The organism is Micromonospora sp. U56, assembly GCF_018070095.1.
GTDB classification, from domain to species: domain Bacteria; phylum Actinomycetota; class Actinomycetes; order Mycobacteriales; family Micromonosporaceae; genus Micromonospora; species Micromonospora purpureochromogenes.
Map to the genome: position 1 here is coordinate 74,179 of NZ_JAGPYL010000006.1, position 19,716 is coordinate 93,894.

Genomic DNA, 19,716 nt, shown 5'->3' on the forward strand with positions numbered 1-19,716 from the left:
AGGCACGGCCCGCACGACGCGCCAGGTTTGTTCGTCCTGATTCGGGTCATTCGTGGGCAACATCAGGTCGGGGAGACGGTGAGGTGACTGGTGGTGAGCCTCTTGCGCAGGAAGTCCGTCGAGCAGTCGATGCGCGACACGGAGCAGCCGGAGCACCGGCTGCGCAAGGACCTGTCCGGCCTGGATCTCACCGTGTTCGGCATCGGGGTCATCATCGGTACGGGTATCTTCGTGCTGACCGGGGTGGCCGCGAACCAGACAGCCGGGCCGGCGGTCGCGCTGTCCTTCGTCGTGGCCGGTGTCGCCTGCGCGCTGGCGGCGCTGTGCTACGCGGAGTTCGCGTCCACCGTGCCGGTCGCCGGCAGCGCCTACACCTATTCGTACGCGGCGCTCGGCGAGCTGATCGCGTGGATCATCGGCTGGGACCTCATCCTGGAGTTCGTCCTCGCCGCCGCGGTGGTGGCCGTGGGCTGGTCGCAGTACTTCGCGGTGCTCCTGGAGACGCTCGGGGTGACGCTGCCGTCCGCCATTACCGGGGGCGAGGGCGGCGCGTTCAACCTGCCCGCCGCGTTGATCGTGTTGATCCTCACCGCGGTCCTGGTCGCCGGCATCAAGATCTCGTCGCGGCTGAACGCCGTGGTGGTCACCATCAAGGTGGCGGTGGTCCTCTTCGTGATCGTCGCCGGACTGTTCTTCGTCAAGCGCGACAACTACACGCCGTTCGTCCCGCCGGCCGAGCCGGCGGCGGGCGGGGCCGGCGCCGAGGCGACCCTGCTGGAGGCCGTCTTCGGGCAGGCCCCCGCCAACTTCGGGATCAGCGGCATCTTCGCCGCGGGTGCGCTGGTGTTCTTCGCGTTCATCGGCTTCGACATCGTGGCCACCGCGGCCGAGGAGACCCGGGTGCCGCATCGCGACGTGCCGCGCGGGATCCTCGGTTCGCTGGCTGTCTGCACCACGCTCTACGTCGCCGTCTCACTGGTGGTGGTGGGCATGCAGAACTACGCCGAGCTGGACACGGCGGCACCGCTGGCTGCGGCGTTCCAGGCCGTCGGGCAGCCGTTCATCGCCAACCTGATCACCGTCGGCGCTCTCGCCGGGCTGACCACCGTGGTCATGATCCTGATGCTGGGGCAGAGCCGGGTCGCGTTCGCCATGAGTCGTGACGGGTTGCTGCCGCGCTGGTTGGCGCGGGTGCATCCGCGCTTCCGCACCCCGCACCGCATCACCCTCATCGTGGGCGTGGTGGTGGCCGTGCTCGCCGGGTTCATCCCGCTGGAGGAACTCGCGGAACTGGTCAACATCGGCACCCTGTTCGCGTTCGTCCTCGTCGCGGCGGCGGTCATCCTGTTGCGCCGTACCCGGCCGGACCTGCCTCGCGGCTTCCGCGTCCCCTGGGGACCGGTGATTCCGACTCTCGCGATGGTGGCCTGCGCCGTGCTGATGCTGTTCCTCACCGTCGAGACCTGGCTGCGGTTCTTCGCCTGGATGGCGCTGGGGATCGTCGTCTACTTCCTCTACGGCCGTCGTCGCAGTCGCCTCGCCCACGACGGGCAGGAAGGCCCACCGATGCCTGGCCAGCCGGACCTCGACACCGGTTTCGGCTCCTCGTCGCCCCCGCCGCGCTGACCGGCTGATCGTCCCGGCCGAGGACTCCCGGCCCGTACGCAATCGGCGGCACGGCCGGCGGGTCAGACCTGCGTGATCACGTTCTTGCCGTACGAGGAGAGGGTCTTCTCCTTGTCGTCGTGCATGAGGTAGAGGGCGAAGTTGTGCACCCCGATCTCCTTGAGCTCCTGCAGCCGGTCGACATGGGCTGACTCGGGGCCGACGAGGCAGAACCGGTCGACGATCTCATCGGGCACGAAGTCGGTGGACGGATTGCCGGCGCGGCCGTGGTGTGCGTAGTCGTAGCCCTCGCGGCCCCTGATGTAGTCGGTGAGCGCCTTCGGCACGACCCCGGAGTCACCGTAGCGGGCGACCAGGTCGGCCACGTGGTTGCCGACCATGCCGCCGAACCAGCGCAGCTGATCCCGTTGGTGCGCCAGGTTCGTGCCCACATAGGCCGGCGCGGCCACGCACATCGTGATCGAGTCAGGATCTCGACCTGCTGCGGTGGCCGCATCGCGTACCGAGCCGATCGTCCAGCGGGCGATGTCGGGATCGGCCGTCTGCAGGATGAAGCCGTCGGCCTGCTCGCCGACCAGCCGCAGCGCCTTCGGGCCGTAGGCGGCCATCCAGATCTCCAGCCGGCCGTCCCGCACCCACGGGATGCGCACCGGCGTGCCGTGGTGTTCGACCAAGTTGCCTTCGGCCAGCTCCTTGATCACGCGCATCGCTGCCTTCAGCGTGGCCAGGCTCGCCGGCGGCTGGCCGATGACCCGCCGGGCCGAGTCGCCGCGGCCGATCCCGCACACCGTGCGATTGCCGAACATGTCGTTGAGCGTGGCGAAGAGCGACGCGGTGACCGACCAGTCGCGGGTGCTCGGGTTGGTCACCATCGGCCCGACGATCAGGTGCTTGGTGGCGGCGAGGACCTGCGAGTAGATGACGAACGGCTCCTGCCACAGCACGCAGGAGTCGAACGTCCACCCGTAGCGGAACCCGTTGTCCTCGGCGGCGGTGAGGCCGGCCACGACGTCGCGAGCCGGCGGGTCGGTCTGCAGTACGACACCGAAGTCCACGGCTTCTCCTTTTCAAACCAGGTATTGACTGAGATCGCGCTTCAGGAACCTGCCGTGCCCGGCCGCGCCGTGGAAGGCGTTGTCGTCGACCACGACCCGACCACGGGACAGCACGGTCGAGACCTTGCCGGTCAGCTCCATCCCCTCGTACGCGGAATAGTCCACGTTCATGTGGTGCGTGCTGGCCGAGATGGTCTGCCGGGCCGTGGGGTCGTACAGCGTGATGTCCGCGTCGGCGCCCGGCGCGATGACGCCCTTGCGCGGGTAGAGGCCGAACATCCGGGCCGGCGTGGTCGAGCTGATCTCCACCCAGCGCGCCAGGGTGATCTCGCCTTTGACGACGCCCTGATAGAGCAGGTCCATCCGGTGCTCGACGCCGGGCATCCCGTTCGGGATCTTGGAGAAGTCTCCCCGGCCCAGCTCCTTCTGGTCCTTGAAGCAGAAGGGGCAGTGGTCGGTGGAGACCAGCGACAGGTCGTTGGTGCGCAGGCCCCGCCAGAGTTCCGCCTGGTGCTCCCTGGGGCGCAGCGGGGGAGAGGCGACGTACTTCGCGCCCTCGAAGTCGGGCCTGCCCAGATCCTCCAGCGACAGGAACAGGTACTGCGGGCAGGTCTCGGCGAACACGTTCTGCCCGGTGTCGCGGGCCTGGGTGACCGCGTCCAGGGCGTGCGCGGCGGACAGGTGCACGATGTACAGCGGCGCGCCGGTGACCTTGGCCAGCGCGATCGCCCGCGAGGTGGCCTCGCCCTCCAGCTCGGGCGGCCGGGTCAGGCCGTGCTGCACCGGGTCCGTCTGACCGTTGGCCAGCGCCTGAAGGACGAGCTGGTCGATCGCGATGCCGTTCTCCGCGTGCATCATGATCATCGACCCGGTGTCCCGGGCCTTCTGCATCGCCCGCAGGATCTCTCCGTCCGTGGCGTAGAAGACCCCCGGATAGGCCATGAACATCTTGAACGTGTTGACGCCCGCGTCTATGCAGGCCTCCATCTCCTTCAGCGACGTGTCGTTGACGTCCGAGACGATCATGTGGAACCCGTAGTCGATCGCGCAGTTGCCGTCGGCCTTGCTGTGCCACTTGTCCAGCGCGGACAGCACGGACGTGCCCTTGCCCTGTACGGCGAAGTCGACGATGGTCGTCGTGCCGCCCCAGGCCGCCGCGATCGTCCCGGTCTCGAAATTGTCCGCCGAGAACGTGCCGCCGAACGGCATCTCCATGTGGGTGTGGCCGTCGATGCCGCCCGGCACCACGTACTTCCCGGCGGCGTCGATCACGCGCTCGGCACCAGCCGCCCACTGCTCGGCCAGACCCGAGTCGGGCGCGGCGAGCGCCGCGATCCGCTCGCCCTCGACCAGCACGTCCGCCGGGTACGCCCCGGTGGCGTTGACGATTGTTCCGTTGCGGATGACGATGCTCACGGCTTCACCAGCGATTCGTACGTGTCGGGACGGCGGTCGCGGTAGAAGGCCCACAGGTCGCGGACCTCGGCCAGCTTGTCCATGTCGAGGTCGCGGACGACGACCTCCTCCTCGGTGTCCGAGGCGGCGTCGCCGACCAACTGGCCGCGCGGGTCGACGAAGTAGGACTGGCCGTAGAAGTCGTTGTCGCCCAGCGGCTCCACCCCGACCCGGTTGATGGCGCCGACGTAGTACTCGTTCGCCACCGCCGCCGCCGGCTGCTCCAGCCGCCACAGGTACTGCGACAGGCCGCGGCTGGTCGCCGACGGGTTGAAAACGATCTTCGCGCCGGCCAGGCCGAGTGCCCGCCAGCCCTCCGGGAAGTGCCGCTCGTAGCAGATGTAGACGCCGATGCGCCCCACGGCGGTGTCGAACACCGGATAGCCGAGGTTTCCCGGCCGGAAGTAGAACTTCTCCCAGAACCCCTTCACCTGCGGAATGTGGTTCTTCCGGTGCTTGCCGAGGTAGGTGCCGTCGGCGTCGATCACCGCGGCGGTGTTGTAGTAGACACCGGGCTGCTCCTGCTCGTACATCGGCACGATCAGCACCACGCCGTGCTGCTCGGCGACCTCGCGCATCAGCGCGGTCGTCGGCCCGTCCGGGATGGCCTCCGTGTACGAGTAGTAGTCCGCGTCCTGGATCTGGCAGAAGTACGGGCCGTAGAACAACTCCTGCAGGCAGACCACCTGTGCGCCCTGCGAGGCGGCGCTGCGGATGGCCTCGACCGCGTTGGCGATCATCGACTCCTTGTCGCCGGTCCACTTCTGCTGCACCAGCCCGGCTCGGATGATGGTGCTCATATCTCCCCCTTCGCGTGCGCGGTGCGCGGCATCGAGAGCGCCAGGTAGACGAGGAACCCGGCGACCAGCCCGACCACCCAGCTGTAGTCGTAGAGCGGCTTGAGCAACGGGATGAGCCCGTCGGACGGGAACGGCCCCTTGCCGGGTGCGGAGTAGGCGCCACCCACCGCGAGGACCGCGCCGACGACGGTGGCGACGATGGCGGCCCAGTTCCACCCGCCGGAGAACCAGTACCTGCCCTCGGGGCGGTAGAGGGCCGGCAGTTGGAGGCTGGTGCGGTAGCGGACCCAGTAACCGGCGATGAGTACGCCGGCGACCGCGCCGAGCAGGCCGCCGTAGAACCCGAGCCAGACGAAGATGTAGATGTTGGGGTCCTGCACCAGGCGCCACGGCTGGATCAGGATGCCGAGCACGCCGGTGATCAGGCCCCCGGTCCGGAAGCTCACCAGTCGGGGCGCGGCGTTGGAGAAGTCGTACGCCGGGCTGACCGTGTTCGCCGCGACGTTCACCGACAGCGTGGCGACCACGACGGTGAACAGGCCGAGCGCGACGACCAGTGGGTTCTCGAACTTGGCCGCGAGCTGGATGGGGTCCCAGATCGCCTCGCCGTAGATCACGGCCGTGCCCGAGGTGATCAGGATCGACAGGATGGCGAAGAACGACATCGTGGTCGGCAGGCCGAGGATCTGGCCGTACGCCTGCTGCCGCTGACTGCCGCCGAACCGGGTGAAGTCGGGGATGTTCAGCGACAGCGTCGCCCAGAAGGCGATCATCCCCATCAGTGACGGCGCGAACAGCTTCCAGAAGTCGGCGCCCCAGCCCAGCTTCGACGGCTCGGACAGGATCGGGCCGAGCCCGCCCGCCTCGACCAGCACCCAGATCAGCAGGGCGACGGCGACCACGATGACGAACGGGGCGGCCCAGTTCTCGAAGCGCCGCAGGGTGTCCATGCCCCGCCAGATGATCGCCATCTCGATCGCCCAGAACAGGAAGAACGAGGCCCACAGCGTCCACGGGTAGTCCATCACCGTCGCCGCGTCGACCCACCAGGAGCCGAGCAGCTTGCCGGCGATCGCGTAGATCGCCTCGCCGCCGATCCAGGTCTGGATGCCGAACCAGCCGCACGCGATGAAGGCGCGGAGCAGGGCCGGGAGGTTCGCGCCGCGGACCCCGTAGAACGCGCGGGCGAAGACCGGGAACGGGATCCCGTACTTCGTGCCCGCGTGGCTGTTCAACAGCATCGGGATCAGGACGAGCAGGTTGCCCAGCGTGATCGTGAGAAATGCCTGCACCCAGTTCATGCCGAGCTGGATGAGCCCGGCGGCGAGCAGATAGGTGGGGATGTTGTGCGCCATGCCGATCCACAGCGCCGCGAAGTTGTACGTGTTCCAGGTGCGCTTCTCGATGGGGACCGGGGCGAGTTCCTCGTTGAAGTAGCGGCTGTCGGCGATCGTCGAGAAGTCACGCAACTCGACTCGGCCATCCGGATGGGTGATCTGTGTGCCCGGCTCGGCCGCGGTGGTTTCGGCCTGGGGCAGGGGTTCAACGGCCATCGGTCACCTCCCTGTCACGCTGCCGCAACGACGGCCGGCCAACCGGCGCGTGCTGCGGGTGGGGGCGGATCAGCACGATCTTTATCTCGGAATGGTGGGTGCCCCGGACCCGCCACGGGCAGCGGCAAAGTGTCCACGCTTGCCATGATCGGGGCACACTCTGTCCACGGGCATGCCCGCACGGAGCTGTCAATCGCCGCGGTGGATGGATTCGGGCCTCCTGCCGGACCCTTGACCCGTCACGCGTCGTCGAGTTCGTGCACCAGCAGGGCCACGTACAACGACAACATCGACTCCGGGTCCTCCAGCGACACCCCGAGCACCTGTGCGATCCGCGACAACTGCTGGTAGTAGGCCGTCCGGGACAGGTGCGCGACGCCGGCCGCCGCCGACTTGTTCCCGCCCTGCTCACAGAAGCAGCGCAGCAGCTCCACCAGCCGGCTGCCCTGGCTGTCATCGCGCGCCAACAGGGGCCCCAGCTCCCGGTGGGCGAAGGCCCGGACCCGCTCGTCCTCGCGCAGCAGGTGCAGCAGGCCGCGCAGTCGCACGTCATCCAGGCGGTGGTAGAGCTGGGTGCCGGGGGAGCGCAGCGCGGCACCGGCGACGTGCGCAGCCTCCCCCAGACTGCGCCGCACGTCCGACACGTGCGACACCGTCGTCCCGACGGCCACCACCACCGCACCGGCGGCCGAGCGGTGCACCTCTCGGGCCAGGCGGCGCAGGACCGCGTCGACCGCCGCCTGCGCGGGCAACGACAACAACGCGCGCACGCTCGTCTCGTCCACGACGCCCACCAACGCCGGCACGCTCACCCGCCGCGCGGCCAACGCGGTGGCCTCCGCGAGGTCCCGCAACACCTCCTGCGTGGCCAGTGCGGGGGCGCGCGGCGTCATGCTCCCCGGCCGGATCGCCACCCCGACCAGTTGCCGCCGCTCCAGCGCGACGCCCAACGCGGCCGCCCGTGCCGCCAGGTCAGGAGGAGGCAGGGCCTGGCCGAGCAACTGCGCGAGCAACATCCGGTGCGTCTGCCGCTCCAGGCTCTCCCGGTCCCGCGCCACGAGCCGGTGCACCGCCAGTGCCGACGCGGCCCGCTCCGCGACCACCACGTGGCGGTGCGGGGGAGGGGCCGGCGAGAGCAGCACCAGTCGTCCCCAGTCGGCGCCCTGCGCGCCGACGGCGGTGATCAGCCAGCCGGCTTCCTCGTCGTAGGCGGTCCGTTGGGACACCGCCACGGACCGGGATCGCTGCCCCCAGTCGGTCAGCAGCTCGATCGGGTCCTGCCCGGCCGCGTCGTACGCCAGCACGTCGTGCCCCAGCGTCTCCAGGACGACCGGCAGCCCGGAGATCCTCGCGACCTCGCGCAACACCTCGGCCGGCTCCGCCCCGGCGACCGTGAGCGCGGTGAACGTCTCGTGCACCTGCTCAGCCGCCCGCAGCTCGGCGAGCTGCGCGTCCACGATCAACGCCACGACCGCCTCCGTGACGGACACGAACTGCGTCTCCCGCCCCAGCGTGATCAACGGCAACCGGTGTCGTTCCGCAGCCGCCACCAGCGCGTCCGGCACGTGGTCGCTCCAGCGCCGGACCAGCTCCACCACGAGCCCCGCCGCGCCGACCGCGGCCAGGTCGTCCACGTACGTCGTCAGCGCCGTCTCCTCGTCCGGCAGCGCGATGCCGGTGGTCAGCACGAGCTCGCCGCCGCGCAGCAGATGGGCGATGTCGGCGACCTCCGCCGCATGGACCCAGCGCACGGGCCCCGGCAAGCCGGCGGACCCGGCGACGACGTGGGGCCGGGCGCGCCGGATCACGGGCAGCGCCAGGGCTTCGGCGACCGTGGGGTACATGCGGCCTCCCGTGCGAGGGATGCACACAACGTAGTGCCATCGACGCCGACCCGTACAGGTTGTCGGTGGCGGCGAGCACCGAAGTCTCGCGACACTCGGCTCAGTCACGAGATACGGAGGACGCGATGGCGCATCGGGAGCTGCTGCATCGACACCGGTCCGTGCTGCCGAAGTGGCTGGCCCTCTACTACGAGGAGCCGATCGAGATCGCCAGCGCGCACGGTCGCCGGGTGACCGATCGCGAGGGCCGCACGTACCTCGACTTCTTCGGCGGCATTCTCACCAACTCGGTCGGCTACGACGTGGCCGAGATCAGCGACGCGGTCCGCGCGCAGATCGACACCGGCGTGCTGCACTCCTCGACGCTGTACCTGATCGAGTCGCAGGTCGCGCTCGCCGAGAAGATCGCGCACCGCTCCGGGATCCCGGACGCGAAGGTGTTCTTCACGAACTCGGGTACGGAGGCCAACGAGACCGCGTTGATGCTCGCCACGCAGTACCGCCGCAGCGGGCAGGTGCTCGCGCTGCGCAACTCGTACCACGGGCGCGCGTTCGCCACCGTCGCGATCACCGGCATCCGCGGCTGGTCGGCCAGCGAGCTCAGCCCGATCAGGGTGAGCTGGGTGCACGGCGGCTACCGGTACCGCAGCCCCTTCAAGGACCTGTCGGACGCCGATTACGTCAAGGCGTGCGTCGCCGACCTGCGCGAGGTGATCGAGACCGGGACCGCCGGCGACGTGGCGTGCATGATCGTCGAGCCGATCCAGGGCGTGGGCGGGTTCGCCTCCCCGCCCGACGGCCTGTTCCGCGAGTTCAAGAAGGTGCTCGACGAGTACGGCATCCTGCTCGTCTCCGACGAGGTCCAGACCGGCTGGGGCCGGACCGGCGAGCACTTCTGGGGCATCCAGGCGCACGACGTCGTGCCGGACGCGATGACCTTCGCCAAAGGACTCGGCAATGGCCTGGCGATCGGCGGTGTCGTCGCGCGCGCGGAACTCATGGACTGCCTGCGGGCCAACTCGATCTCCACCTTCGGTGGCAACCCGATCTCCACCGCGGGGGCCCTCGCCACCCTCGACTACCTCCTCGACCACGACCTGCAGGCGAACGCCGCAAAGCTGGGAAACCGCCTGATCCAGGGTCTTCGCTCGGTCGCCGCGACGCATCCGGTGGTCGGCGACGTACGCGGCAAGGGTCTGATGCTCGCCCTCGAACTCGTCGGCCCGGCCGGCGAACCCCACCCCGCGGCCGCGACCGCCCTGTTGGAGGAGGCGCGCGGTCGCGGACTGCTGGTCGGCAAGGGCGGCCTGCACGGCAACGTGATCCGGCTGGCGCCGCCGATGACGCTCACCGAGGACGAGGCGGACGAGGCGCTGGGCATCCTCGCCGAGGCGATCGAGGCGGTGTCGGCATGAGGATCACCCACTGGATCGGCGGCAAGGCATGGACCGGCATCGCCCAGCGCACGGGTGACGTGTACGACCCCGCGACGGGTCAGGTCGGCGGGCAGGTCGACTTCGCCAGCGCCTCGGACGTCGACGAGGCGGTCACCGCCGCCCGCGAAGCCTTCTCCCGGTGGCGCCACGCCTCCCTGACCCAACGCGCGAACGTGATGTTCGCGTTCCGCGAACTGCTCAACGCCCGGAAGTCCGACCTCGCCGAGATCATCACCGCCGAGCACGGCAAGGTGCTCTCCGACGCGGCGGGCGAGATACAGCGTGCGCTGGAGGCGGTGGAGTTCGCCTGCGGCATCCCGCAGCTGCTCAAGGGCGGGTTCAGCGAGAACGCCTCGACCAAGGTGGACGTGTACTCGATCCAGCAGCCGCTCGGCGTGGTCGGGGTGATCTCCCCGTTCAACTTCCCGGCGATGGTGCCGCTGTGGTTCGTGCCCAACGCCATCGCCTGCGGCAACACCGTGGTGCTGAAGCCGAGCGAGAAGGACCCCTCCGCGGCGAACTTCCTGGCGGAGCTCTTCGCCGAGGCCGGGCTGCCGGATGGCGTGTTCAACGTCGTGCACGGCGACAAGGAGGCGGTCGACCGGATCCTCGAGCATCCGGAGGTCAAGGCGGTCTCGTTCGTCGGGTCGACGCCGATCGCCCGGTACGTCTACGAGACCGGAACGCGGAACGGCAAGCGGGTGCAGGCGCTCGGCGGCGCGAAGAACCACATGGTCGTGCTGCCCGACGCCGACCTCGACCTCGCCGCGGACGCCGCCGTCTCGGCCGGTTTCGGCTCGGCCGGTGAGCGCTGCATGGCGATCTCCGTCGTCGTGGCGGTGGATCCGGTGGGCGACGAACTGGTCGGCAAGATCAGCGAGCGGATCGCCGGACTGCATGTCGGCGACGGTCGCCGCCCGGGCTGCGAGATGGGACCGTTGGTCACCGGGGCGCACCGCGACCGGGTGCGGTCATATCTGGACGCCGGCCGGTCCGCGGGCGCGAAGCTGGTGGTCGACGGACGCGGTCATTCGATCGACGGTGACGACGCCGGCTTCTGGCTGGGGCCGACCCTCTTCGACCACGTCGACGTGGACATGTCCATCTACACGGACGAGATCTTCGGTCCGGTGCTCTCGGTGGTCCGGGTCCCCAGCTACGACGCGGCGGTCGACGTGGTGAACGCCAACCCGTACGGGAACGGCACCGCCATCTTCACCAACGACGGCGGCGCCGCGCGGCGGTACCAGAACGAGATCGAGGTCGGCATGGTCGGCGTCAACGTGGCGATCCCGGTTCCGGTCGCGTACTACTCGTTCGGGGGTTGGAAGGACTCCCTGTTCGGTGACTCGCACGCGTACGGGCCGCACGGCGTGCACTTCTTCACCAGGGCCAAGGTGGTCACCAGCAGGTGGCTCGACCCGTCCCACGGCGGCGTGAACCTCGGCTTCCCACAGAACACCTGAGCAGCTCGACAGCCCCGCCGGGCCTCCTACCGGAGGCTCGACGCCGGCGGTGAGTCGGCGAGTTCCGCGATCACCTCGGCGTGACAGCGCTCCGGCACACACCAGCAGCCGAGCCGGCGCCCGCGCAGTTCCGGGAGGAGGGCGAGCAGTTCGGGGCTGTCGAGCAGGTACGCGCGGTACTTCTCGACGACCTCGTCCCGGGTGCCGTCCGGGCCGGGGCGGTACGGGCTGGACAACGCGGAGCGGGGGAGCTGCCAGCCGCCGCGATACATGGCGCGCCCGACGTAGACCACGTCGGCGTACGCCGGGTCGTCGCGGTGGCCCTTCAGGTTGACGACTGTGGTTGCCCGCATGGCTCGACTCCTCGCTTCTCCCCCGGCGAAACGGTAGTGGGCCGATCCCCGCCCGGCCAGCTTGCCGGTAGGCCAGACTGCACGGGTGAGAGTCACCGCGCTCACCATCAGGTGGACGCCGTGGCGGTTCGTGACCGCCTTCGGTGTGGTCAGCCTGCTGTCGGACGTGGTGTACGAGGGCGCCCGGTCGGTCATCGGCCCCTATCTGGCCACCTTCGGCGCCTCCGCGACCGTCGTCGGGCTGGTCACCGGCGCCGGCGAGGCGACCGCCCTGGCCGGGCGGCTGGCCACCGGGCCCCTCGCGGACCGGACCCGCGCCTACTGGCCGCTCGTCCTGGTCGGCTATGCCGTGACCATGGTCGCCGTGCCCACTCTCGGGCTGACCACGGCGCTGTGGCTGGCTGCGGCGCTGTTCGTCGCGGAGCGCGCCGGCAAGGCGATCCGCGGCCCGGCGAGGGATGTGATGCTCTCGAACGCCGCTGCGGCGGTCGGCCGCGGCAAGGGCTTCGCCGTCCATGAGGCGCTCGACCAGGCCGGCGGCGTGGCGGGGCCGCTGCTGGTCGCCGCCGTACTGGCCGCCACCGCCCACAACTACCGGCCCGCGTTCCTCGCCCTGGCCGTACCCGCCGTGGCGGCGATGCTCCTGCTGCTGTGGCTGCGCGCCGGCGTGCCCGACCCGCGCCGCTTCGAACCGGGCCCTCGACCCGGCGCGGCGCCCGCTGCGCCGGGCGGCCGGCTGCCCCGCGTGTTCTGGACCTATCTGGCGTTCACGGCGGCGACCACGGCCGGCTTCGCCACCTTCGGGGTGCTCAGCTTCCACCTCGCCACGCGGCACGTCGTACCCGTGGCGGTGGTCCCGGTCGTGTACGCCGCCGCGATGGGCGTCGACGCGCTCGCCGCGCTGGCCTCCGGGTGGCTGTACGACCGGGCCGGCGTCCGGGTGCTGGCCGCGGTGCCTGTGCTGACCGCCCTGATCCCGCTGGCTGCCTTCACCACGACCCCGGCGATCGCGGTCGCCGGTGTCCTGGCCTGGGGCGCGGTGCTCGGGATCCAGGAATCCACCATGCGCGCGACCATCGCCGACATCGTCCCCGCCGCGCGGCGGGGCACCGCCTACGGCATCTTCGCCGCCGGGTTGGGCGCGGCGACGCTGGTCGGTGGGCTGCTCACCGGCGCCCTCTACGACTACTCGATCACCGCAGTGATCGTCACCGTGGCCGGCATCCAGGCCGTCGCCCTGGCCCTGTTCCTCGCCATCGTTCGACCGGCGACCTGACGAGGAACCTCCGGTCAGCTCACCTTCGGGGTGGCGCGGGAGATGATCGCGGCGAAGTCGACGCCGGTCGGCAGGGTGCCGTACGCCAGGCCGTGATCGCCGCCGAGCCGGGACGCGCAGAAGGCGTCGGCGACGGCGGGGTGGCCGTGCCGCACCAGCAGCGAGCCCTGCAGCACCAGGGCGAGCCGCTCGACGACGCGCCGGGCCCGCAGTTCGAGGTCGTCGACATTCGACAGGTCGGCCTGCACCTGGCGGACGGCGGCGTCGAGCCGTGCGTCGGTGCCGGCAGCGGCGCTCACCTCGGCCTGGAACGCCTCCATGACCTGCTGTTCCTTGACGAGAGCGCGCAGTACGTCCAGTGCGGCGACGTTGCCGGAGCCCTCCCAGATCGAGTTCAGCGGCGACTCGCGGAACAGCCGCGGCATGCCTGACTCCTCGACGTAGCCGTTGCCGCCCAGGCACTCGAGGGCCTCGGCGGCGTGGGCCGGCCAGCGCTTGCAGACCCAGTACTTGCCGACCGCGAGGGCGAGCCGCTTGAACGCGGTCTCGCCGGCGTCGCCGCGCGCGGATCGGTCGGTCGCTCCGGCGAGGCGCATCATCAGGATGGTGGCGGCCTCGGACTCGATCGCGAGGTCCGCCAGCACGTTGCGCATCAGTGGCTGGTCAACGAGGTACCGGCCGAAGGCCTGCCGGTGGGTGACGTGATGGGCGGCGGTGATCACCCCCTGGCGCATCCCGGCCGCCGCGCCGATGACGCAGTCGAGGCGGGTCAGGTTGACCATGTCGATGATTGTGCGCACGCCACGCCCCTCGTCGCCGACGCGCCAGGCGACCGCGTGCTCGTATTCGACCTCGGACGAGGCGTTGGATCGGTTGCCGAGCTTGTCCTTCAGGCGCATCAGGCGCATCGGGTTGCGGGTGCCGTCCGGCAGGACGCGGGGGACCAGGAAGCAGGTGAGCCCGCCCGGCGCCTGGGCGAGGGTGAGGAAGACGTCGCACATCGGTGCGGAGGTGAACCACTTGTGCCCGATGAGCCGGTAGCTGCCGTCCGGCGCCGGGCGGGCGGTGGTGGTGTTGGCGCGTACGTCCGAGCCGCCCTGCTTCTCCGTCATCGACATGCCTGCCAGCAGCCCGCGCTTCGTCAGCGGCGAGCGCAGCCCGAAGTCGTACGTCGTGGCGGTGAGCAGCGGCTCGTACTGCGCGGCCAGCTCCGGGTTGTGCCGCAGCGCCGGCACGGCCGCGTAGGTCATCGAGATCGGGCAGCCGTGGCCGGCGTCGGGGCGCCACGTGTAGAACTTGGCGGCCCGGGCCACGTGTGCCCCGGGCCGGTCGTCCGCCCACGGCGCGGCGTGCAGGCCGTGCGTGACCGCGGTGCGCATCAGCTCGTGCCAGGCGGGGTGGAACTCGACCTCGTCGATCCGGTGGCCGGAGCGGTCGTGGGTGCGCAGGGTCGGCGGATGCTCGTTGGCCAGCCGCCCGTACTCGATGGCCTGCTCGCTGCCGCCCAGCCGGCCGAGCTCGTGCAGCTCGACGGCGGCCCAGCCGGCGCCCTCCCGCTCGAGCCCGTCGAGCAGTGCCGGGTCGTCCGCCGCGTCGTAGCCGGCCAGCGGTGGAACCTGGTTGAACACCTCGTGTGTCGTCACGGCGATACTCCCAGCGCGCGGTGGATGAAGGCGATCAGGGCGGGGATGGTGTCCGGGCCGGCGACCCCGGCGGCCAGCGGACCGACCATGGCTTCGGCCAGGGCGCCGACCAGCGCGGTCGCGGTCAGGTCGGGGTTCTGTGGGGGCAGCTCACCGTTCGCCACACCGGCCGCGACGTGGCCGGCGATCAGTTCGGCGTACGCCCGACGGAAGACGAGCCGCTCGGCGTCGACCGCCGGGTCGACCGGCTCGGCGAGCAGGGCGTACGCCAGCCGCGGGGACTGCAGCGCGCGCCCGGCGAACGTCTCCACGACGGCGGACATCTGCTCGGCGGCGGTGGCCTCCAGCGCCGCGGCGCGCGCGACCGCGTCGACCTCACGCTGCGAGGCGGTGCGGAACACCTCGGCGAACAGGTCGGCCTTGGTCGGGAAGTGGCGGTAGACGCTGCCCGTCGCCAGGCCGGCCCGCTCGGCGACGGCGGCGACGGAGCAGCCGGCATACCCGTGCTCGGCCATGATGCCCAGGGCCGCGGCGATGATCCGCTCCCGGGAAGCGTTCAGCCGAGCCTTCACGCGGTCGGTGCTGCGGTAGGCCACGCAAGGATTGAACCACCATTCAATCCTTGACGGCAAGGTGGCAACCAAGTGACGGGTATGCATAGTCAGCCGCGAGTGCGGGTAGAAGGACGTCACCGCATTGCCGCGGATCAGGGGCGGCGCTGCCCCGAGCGGTTTCACGCGTCGATCCGCGCCGGCTGGTACCCCGGCCCCTCGACGAATGCCGCTGAGGTGCCGCCTGACCCCGTCGGCGGTGCGAGATGACCCCATCATCGCGTTCCAAGGAAGGCGGCCCACCATGTCGTTCCAGAATGGATCCGTTCGTCGATCGCAGCCGCTGGCCGGTTTTCGCACGTGGCGCGGACGTGTCGTCCGCCGGGTCGGGTGATCGCCGTGTCCACTGTGTCCGTGCCCCGGCCGGTGCGCACCGCCCTGTCGGTGCCTCGCGGTTACGTGGAGTACCTGCAGGCCAAGCTGCTGGAGGCCGAAGCCAGCCTGACCGCGATGAGCGAGAAGTACGACCGGACGAAGGCCCGCTTCGATCGCTGCTACGCCCGCCACGGCATCACCCCTGAGGAAGACATCGTCAACTACATCAACGCGAAGGGGATGAACCCGGAGCTGAAGTTCTGGTACGCCAAGGTCGAGCACTTCCAGCGGGAGGTGACCGCCTACGGGGCGGCGCTGACCGGACTCGACGCCGCGCGCCGGATGCTCGGCGACGACGGTCACCGCGTCCCCGAGCACGGGCGCGCGCGCAACAACAGGCGCTCCTTGAACCGCGCCGGCTGACGACCGGACGACGTGCGCTGAGTCGGACCGGACCGGGTGACCACACCTACATCCGCACTGTCAGAGGTGTCCGGCCAGACCGCGCACGCCGACGAGGCGGGGGACGACGACGCGACCCAGTTCGGTGCCGGTGCCGGGATCGTGCCAGCTCACCCCATCGTTCTGGCCCACGTAGAGGCGCCTGCCGTCGCGGCTCAGCACGAGGCCGCACACGGGTTCGCGGACCCGCCAGTCAGCCGCGCGGCCGGGGCGGGTGAGATCCGTCGTCCGTACCACCGTGCCGGCGCCGATGAACAGGCGGTCGCGGTCGGCGGCGGCGTGGGCGGTCCCGACGCCCCTGGGCTGCGTGCCTGTCCGGCGTACGCGCAGCTCCTCGGTGTCGATCTCGGCGATGGTGCCCGACGTGACGTCGGCGACGAAGAGCCGACGGCCGTCGGGGCTGATCGTCATGGCGTGGCCGGTCGCGGCCGCCGCACCGAACGGATGTGGCAGGTCGATGCAGTACGCCCATCGCTCGTAAAGGTGCAGCGTGTGGACGAACGCGTGCACGTTGCCCGGCCGCCCGCTGACGAGGTCGCGGGTGTGCTGGTGGTCGGGCTGGTGGGTGTAGAGCGTGTAGAGGGTGGTGCGATCCGGCGAGAGCACCGCCTGGCGTCCGTCGCCGCGCATCTCCTCCTCGGCGCCGGGCGGCACCGGCGCCTTGGCACGGGTGTGCAGCGGACCGGGTGTCCCGGTGGCGAGATCGACGACGCGGACCCGGTAGCGGTCCGGCGCCGTCGCCGGGAGCCACTCGAGGACGAAGAGCCCGGCGAGATCCGCGGTGAACGTCTCCGGTACGAAGTTGCCCCGCAACTCCAGCCGGTGTCGGACGCCGGTGACGTCGGCGATCAGCACGGGGGTCACGTCCCGCCCCTCCGGGCGCCCCTTGGTGGCACTCACCTCGTTCGACGTGAGCGCCACCGTACCGTTGGCCGAGACGGCCTGCGGCACCCAGCGTCCGGGCAGCTCGACCCGAGTGGAGGTGCCGCCCGTGGCGGTGTCGACCCGCCACAGGGCGGTGTCGGCGCCCTCGGGTGCGGTCGCGTAGACCGCCCGCCCGTCGGCGGTGGCGAGAGAACGCGGGAACGTCCGCCGGTCCGCACCACGCAGTAGGCCGAGCCCGTCGTCGACCTCGACGAGCAGTGGATCAGGGATCGTGACGGCACGGGCCTGACTCGGGTGCCGCGCTCGATCGCAGCCGACCAACGCCGTGGTGCCCGCACCGGCGAGCACGGTCAGCAGTGTGCGACGCGAGATCCTTGTCGTTGCCAGCATGCTCCGGTGACACCGCCACACCCGCCGAGGTTCCACCTCCGTCCCTGGAACCCATCCGGTGCGGACGGTGTCATGAGTGTGATCCAACTGGAGGTTTCCACTGGACGACGAAGAGCTCGTCACCGGCGCTCGGGCAGGTGACCTGGGGGCGTACGACCTCCTGGTCGCCCGGCACACCGCGTCCGCCTACCGGACGGCGGTGCTGCTCGGCGCGGGTTCGGACGCGGAGGACGTCATCCAGGAGGCGTTCGTGAAGGCATACCGCAAGCTGTCCCGCTATCGGGGAGAGTCGTCCTTTCGCGTCTGGCTGCTCGCGATCGTCGCCAACGAGACCCGCAACCTGCACCGCTCACGCAGCCGGCGGGACGGCCTCATCCTGCGGGCCGCCGCGGCGAACCCGGAGTCGCAGATCGCCGAGGACGGCGCGGTGGGCGGCGTCCTCGCCGCCGAGCGCCGGGCCACGCTGGTGCGGGCCCTGCGGCTGCTGCCGGTGAAGGACCGTGAGGTGATCGTGTGCCGGTTCCTCCTTGATCTCAGCGAGGAGGAGACCGTGACGATGCTGGGCTGGCCCAGAGGCACGGTGAAGTCGCGGACGTCCCGAGCGCTGGCGAAGCTCCGCGCCCTGCTCGACCGCGAGGAGGTGCGCCGTGGATGACCTCGAACACCAGTTGCGTGACCTCGCCGAGTGGCTGGACACACCCGCCGCGCCCGACGTGGCCGACCGCGTACGTGCCCGACTGGCCGCGCCCGCGCGGAGGCGACGCCGGTGGCGCTACTGCCTCGCCGTGGCGCTCGTCGCCCTGCTCGTCGCGGTGCTGCCGCCGGGGCGGGCCGCCCTCGCCGACGCCGTGGCGGGGCTGCTGCGCTTCTCCGGAATCATCATCGACACGTCGTCGGCGCCGATCTCGCCCACCGGCAGTCCGTCGCCGCTGCCGTCGCAGCGGCCCGCCTCCCTGCACGAGGCGCAGGGGAAGCTCCGCTTCCCGATCCGCCTGCCGACGAAGCTGGGTCCGCCCGAGCAGGTGCTGGTCGCCGACGTCGACGGCACCGGCTCCTACCGGGTGGTCACCCTGCTCTACCGCGGGGGTGCGTTGCGCGTCGACGCCTTCGACGGTCGCCTCGACCCGGTCTTCCAGAAGCAGGCCGCCGGGCCGGGAGTGGACTGGGTCCAGGTCGACGCAGGCTTCGCGGTCTGGGTCGGCGGCCCACACGCGCTGGCCTACGTGGACCGTGCGGGCACGGTCCATCTGGAGAGCGCGCGGCTCGCCGCCTCGACCCTGATCTGGGAGCAGGCCGGCGTGAGCTACCGGCTCGAAGGCGACCTGACCAAGGGCGAGGCGACCGAGATCGCCAACTCGCTGAATTGAGGGAGGGACGGCGGTGACAGCCGAGCCGGCTGATCGGGTGGGGAACCCCGAGGGCCCCAGCGGTGTCCTGAGTGGTGCCAGGCACGAACGGGGTCAGCGGGTACGACGGAGGGCGCGAGATGGGTTCCTGGGGCAGGGTGTTGCTGGGGTCGGCGGTCCTGCTGGCGGCATGCACGACCACGGGGCGGTCCGCCACGCCGGTCGGCGCTCCGGCCACCACGGCCCCGGCGAATCCCCCGCCGAGCGCCGCGTCAGGCTGCGGCTCACGGGTCGAGACGGGTGTCCTGCCGGACTGGGCGGACGCCGGGTTCAGTGGGGAGGCCCGGATCCCGCACGTCTTCGGCGCGCAGGGCGAGATCGTCGCGGTGCTGTTCGGTCACCCGCTGGCGCTGGGCCGGGACGAGGGGCCCGCCAACAAGATCCTCTGGGTCGCCAAGCCGGCGGCGACGTCGCCCGACCCGGCGTCGCCCGCCACCCTGGCGATCACCGCGACGCTGGACGGAACCGGCACGCGGGTGACCCGGGAGGTTGCCGGCGGCCCCGGCCCGTCGATCATCGACCTGCCGCGGGCCGGTTGCTGGCACCTCGAACTGCACTGGTCGGGACACGCCGACACCATGGACCTCGTCTACGCCGAAGGCTAGCGTCAGGCCCAGCACCGTTGTCGACGGCGTGGCGAGACGTGGAGAGCCTACGGCGGTGATCGATGATGCTGGCGACCCGTGGGCGTCGGACGCCCGGACTTCGGCTACCCGAGATCGACCGGCCGGTCGACCAGGGCGGCCAGCCGCTTCGGCGCCAGAACGCAGTAGCTCTCCGTGAGCAGCTCGGCCACCTCGGCCCAGTCGACCCCGTCGTCGAGCACCATCCCGACGACGTCGGCGGCCCAGTCCGGCTTGAAGAACGGGTGGCCGACGGCGATCAGCCCGGCGATCTCGTCGCCGGGCGACCGGAACGTCAGCACGCAGATCGGCTGGTCGGTCGCGGCAGCTCGGGCGTAGGCCGCCTGGTGGTCGGGGTCGACCGTGAGCACGTGGGCGAACGTGCGCTTGCGGATCCGCCAGCGCGTGCCCACCCACGCCGGCTCCTCGTAGGTTTCCGGCAGCCCGAGGCAGACGGGCCGGAGCCGGTCGAGGATCTGGGGTGGGACGTCGCCAGGGCCAGTCATGTGCGCGACGC

At 70.9% G+C, this 19,716-nt stretch carries 18 protein-coding genes; 8 read left to right on the forward strand and 10 right to left on the reverse strand.

Going from position 1 to position 19,716, the window contains the following annotated elements:
- The first annotated feature begins 93 nt into the window (after positions 1 to 93).
- A complete protein-coding gene (locus tag KBX37_RS04680; RefSeq protein WP_307848946.1) occupies positions 94 to 1,626 on the forward strand; it encodes an amino acid permease in 1,533 nt (510 codons plus the stop codon).
- 62 nt (positions 1,627 to 1,688) lie between these two features.
- Here KBX37_RS04680 and KBX37_RS04685 read toward each other — a convergent pair whose 3' ends face one another.
- The 5 genes from KBX37_RS04685 to KBX37_RS04705 all read right to left on the reverse strand — a co-directional run bounded on the left by KBX37_RS04685 (position 1,689) and on the right by KBX37_RS04705 (position 8,333).
- Positions 1,689 to 2,681, reverse strand: coding sequence for a TIGR03842 family LLM class F420-dependent oxidoreductase (locus KBX37_RS04685; protein WP_210774686.1), 993 nt, complete (start codon positions 2,679 to 2,681; stop codon positions 1,689 to 1,691).
- A 12-nt stretch (positions 2,682 to 2,693) separates the two neighbouring features.
- Positions 2,694 to 4,097, reverse strand: a complete 1,404-nt coding sequence (gene hydA / locus KBX37_RS04690; protein WP_210774687.1) for a dihydropyrimidinase — start codon at positions 4,095 to 4,097, stop codon at positions 2,694 to 2,696.
- Positions 4,094 to 4,936 carry a nitrilase-related carbon-nitrogen hydrolase gene (locus KBX37_RS04695; RefSeq protein ID WP_210774688.1) on the reverse strand — a complete coding sequence of 281 codons (843 nt, stop codon included), beginning with the start codon at positions 4,934 to 4,936 and terminating at the stop codon, positions 4,094 to 4,096. Before KBX37_RS04695 ends, hydA begins: the two co-directional genes overlap by 4 nt.
- On the reverse strand, positions 4,933 to 6,489 hold the full coding sequence (locus KBX37_RS04700; protein WP_210774689.1) for an NCS1 family nucleobase:cation symporter-1: 1,557 nt from the start codon (positions 6,487 to 6,489) through the stop codon (positions 4,933 to 4,935). The genes KBX37_RS04695 and KBX37_RS04700 overlap by 4 nt, the downstream gene beginning before the upstream one ends.
- A gap of 239 nt (positions 6,490 to 6,728) precedes the next feature.
- The gene (locus KBX37_RS04705) at positions 6,729 to 8,333 is read right to left on the reverse strand and encodes a PucR family transcriptional regulator (RefSeq protein ID WP_210774690.1); all 1,605 of its coding nucleotides are present in this window, start codon (positions 8,331 to 8,333) and stop codon (positions 6,729 to 6,731) included.
- 125 nt (positions 8,334 to 8,458) lie between these two features.
- Between KBX37_RS04705 and KBX37_RS04710 the strand changes: the two genes are divergently transcribed.
- Both KBX37_RS04710 and KBX37_RS04715 read left to right on the forward strand, forming a co-directional pair.
- Positions 8,459 to 9,748, forward strand: coding sequence for an aspartate aminotransferase family protein (locus tag KBX37_RS04710; protein ID WP_210774691.1), 1,290 nt, complete (start codon positions 8,459 to 8,461; stop codon positions 9,746 to 9,748).
- Entirely contained in the window at positions 9,745 to 11,235 is a 1,491-nt protein-coding gene (locus tag KBX37_RS04715) for a CoA-acylating methylmalonate-semialdehyde dehydrogenase (protein WP_210774692.1), read from the forward strand. Before KBX37_RS04710 ends, KBX37_RS04715 begins: the two co-directional genes overlap by 4 nt.
- Before the next feature lie 26 nt (positions 11,236 to 11,261).
- On the opposite strand, the gene KBX37_RS04720 is transcribed toward KBX37_RS04715, so the two are convergent.
- Positions 11,262 to 11,588 (reverse strand): DUF4326 domain-containing protein, encoded by a 327-nt coding sequence (locus tag KBX37_RS04720; protein WP_210774693.1) that lies wholly within the window; start codon positions 11,586 to 11,588, stop codon positions 11,262 to 11,264.
- A gap of 85 nt (positions 11,589 to 11,673) precedes the next feature.
- On the opposite strand from KBX37_RS04720, the gene KBX37_RS04725 reads away from it, so the two are divergent.
- Entirely contained in the window at positions 11,674 to 12,864 is a 1,191-nt protein-coding gene (locus tag KBX37_RS04725) for an MFS transporter (RefSeq protein WP_307848947.1), read from the forward strand.
- A 14-nt stretch (positions 12,865 to 12,878) separates the two neighbouring features.
- Here the strand turns inward: KBX37_RS04725 and KBX37_RS04730 are convergent, their stop codons facing one another.
- On the reverse strand, positions 12,879 to 14,507 hold the full coding sequence (locus KBX37_RS04730; RefSeq protein WP_210774694.1) for an isovaleryl-CoA dehydrogenase: 1,629 nt from the start codon (positions 14,505 to 14,507) through the stop codon (positions 12,879 to 12,881).
- The gene (locus tag KBX37_RS04735) at positions 14,504 to 15,103 is read right to left on the reverse strand and encodes a TetR/AcrR family transcriptional regulator (RefSeq protein WP_210774695.1); all 600 of its coding nucleotides are present in this window, start codon (positions 15,101 to 15,103) and stop codon (positions 14,504 to 14,506) included. Before KBX37_RS04735 ends, KBX37_RS04730 begins: the two co-directional genes overlap by 4 nt.
- Before the next feature lie 354 nt (positions 15,104 to 15,457).
- Between KBX37_RS04735 and KBX37_RS04740 the strand changes: the two genes are divergently transcribed.
- Positions 15,458 to 15,856, forward strand: a complete 399-nt coding sequence (locus KBX37_RS04740) for a hypothetical protein (protein WP_210774696.1) — start codon at positions 15,458 to 15,460, stop codon at positions 15,854 to 15,856.
- 60 nt (positions 15,857 to 15,916) lie between these two features.
- Here the strand turns inward: KBX37_RS04740 and KBX37_RS04745 are convergent, their stop codons facing one another.
- Entirely contained in the window at positions 15,917 to 17,128 is a 1,212-nt protein-coding gene (locus KBX37_RS04745) for a hypothetical protein (RefSeq protein ID WP_307848948.1), read from the reverse strand.
- A gap of 241 nt (positions 17,129 to 17,369) precedes the next feature.
- On the opposite strand from KBX37_RS04745, the gene KBX37_RS04750 reads away from it, so the two are divergent.
- The 3 genes from KBX37_RS04750 to KBX37_RS04760 all read left to right on the forward strand — a co-directional run bounded on the left by KBX37_RS04750 (position 17,370) and on the right by KBX37_RS04760 (position 19,181).
- The gene (locus KBX37_RS04750; protein WP_307848949.1) at positions 17,370 to 17,825 is read left to right on the forward strand and encodes an RNA polymerase sigma factor; all 456 of its coding nucleotides are present in this window, start codon (positions 17,370 to 17,372) and stop codon (positions 17,823 to 17,825) included.
- Entirely contained in the window at positions 17,818 to 18,537 is a 720-nt protein-coding gene (locus tag KBX37_RS04755; protein WP_210774698.1) for a hypothetical protein, read from the forward strand. The genes KBX37_RS04750 and KBX37_RS04755 overlap by 8 nt, the downstream gene beginning before the upstream one ends.
- Before the next feature lie 119 nt (positions 18,538 to 18,656).
- Positions 18,657 to 19,181, forward strand: a complete 525-nt coding sequence (locus tag KBX37_RS04760; protein WP_210774699.1) for a hypothetical protein — start codon at positions 18,657 to 18,659, stop codon at positions 19,179 to 19,181.
- Between the two features lie 104 nt (positions 19,182 to 19,285).
- On the opposite strand, the gene KBX37_RS04765 is transcribed toward KBX37_RS04760, so the two are convergent.
- On the reverse strand, positions 19,286 to 19,705 hold the full coding sequence (locus KBX37_RS04765) for an MmcQ/YjbR family DNA-binding protein (protein ID WP_210774700.1): 420 nt from the start codon (positions 19,703 to 19,705) through the stop codon (positions 19,286 to 19,288).
- Positions 19,706 to 19,716: the final 11 nt, after the last annotated feature.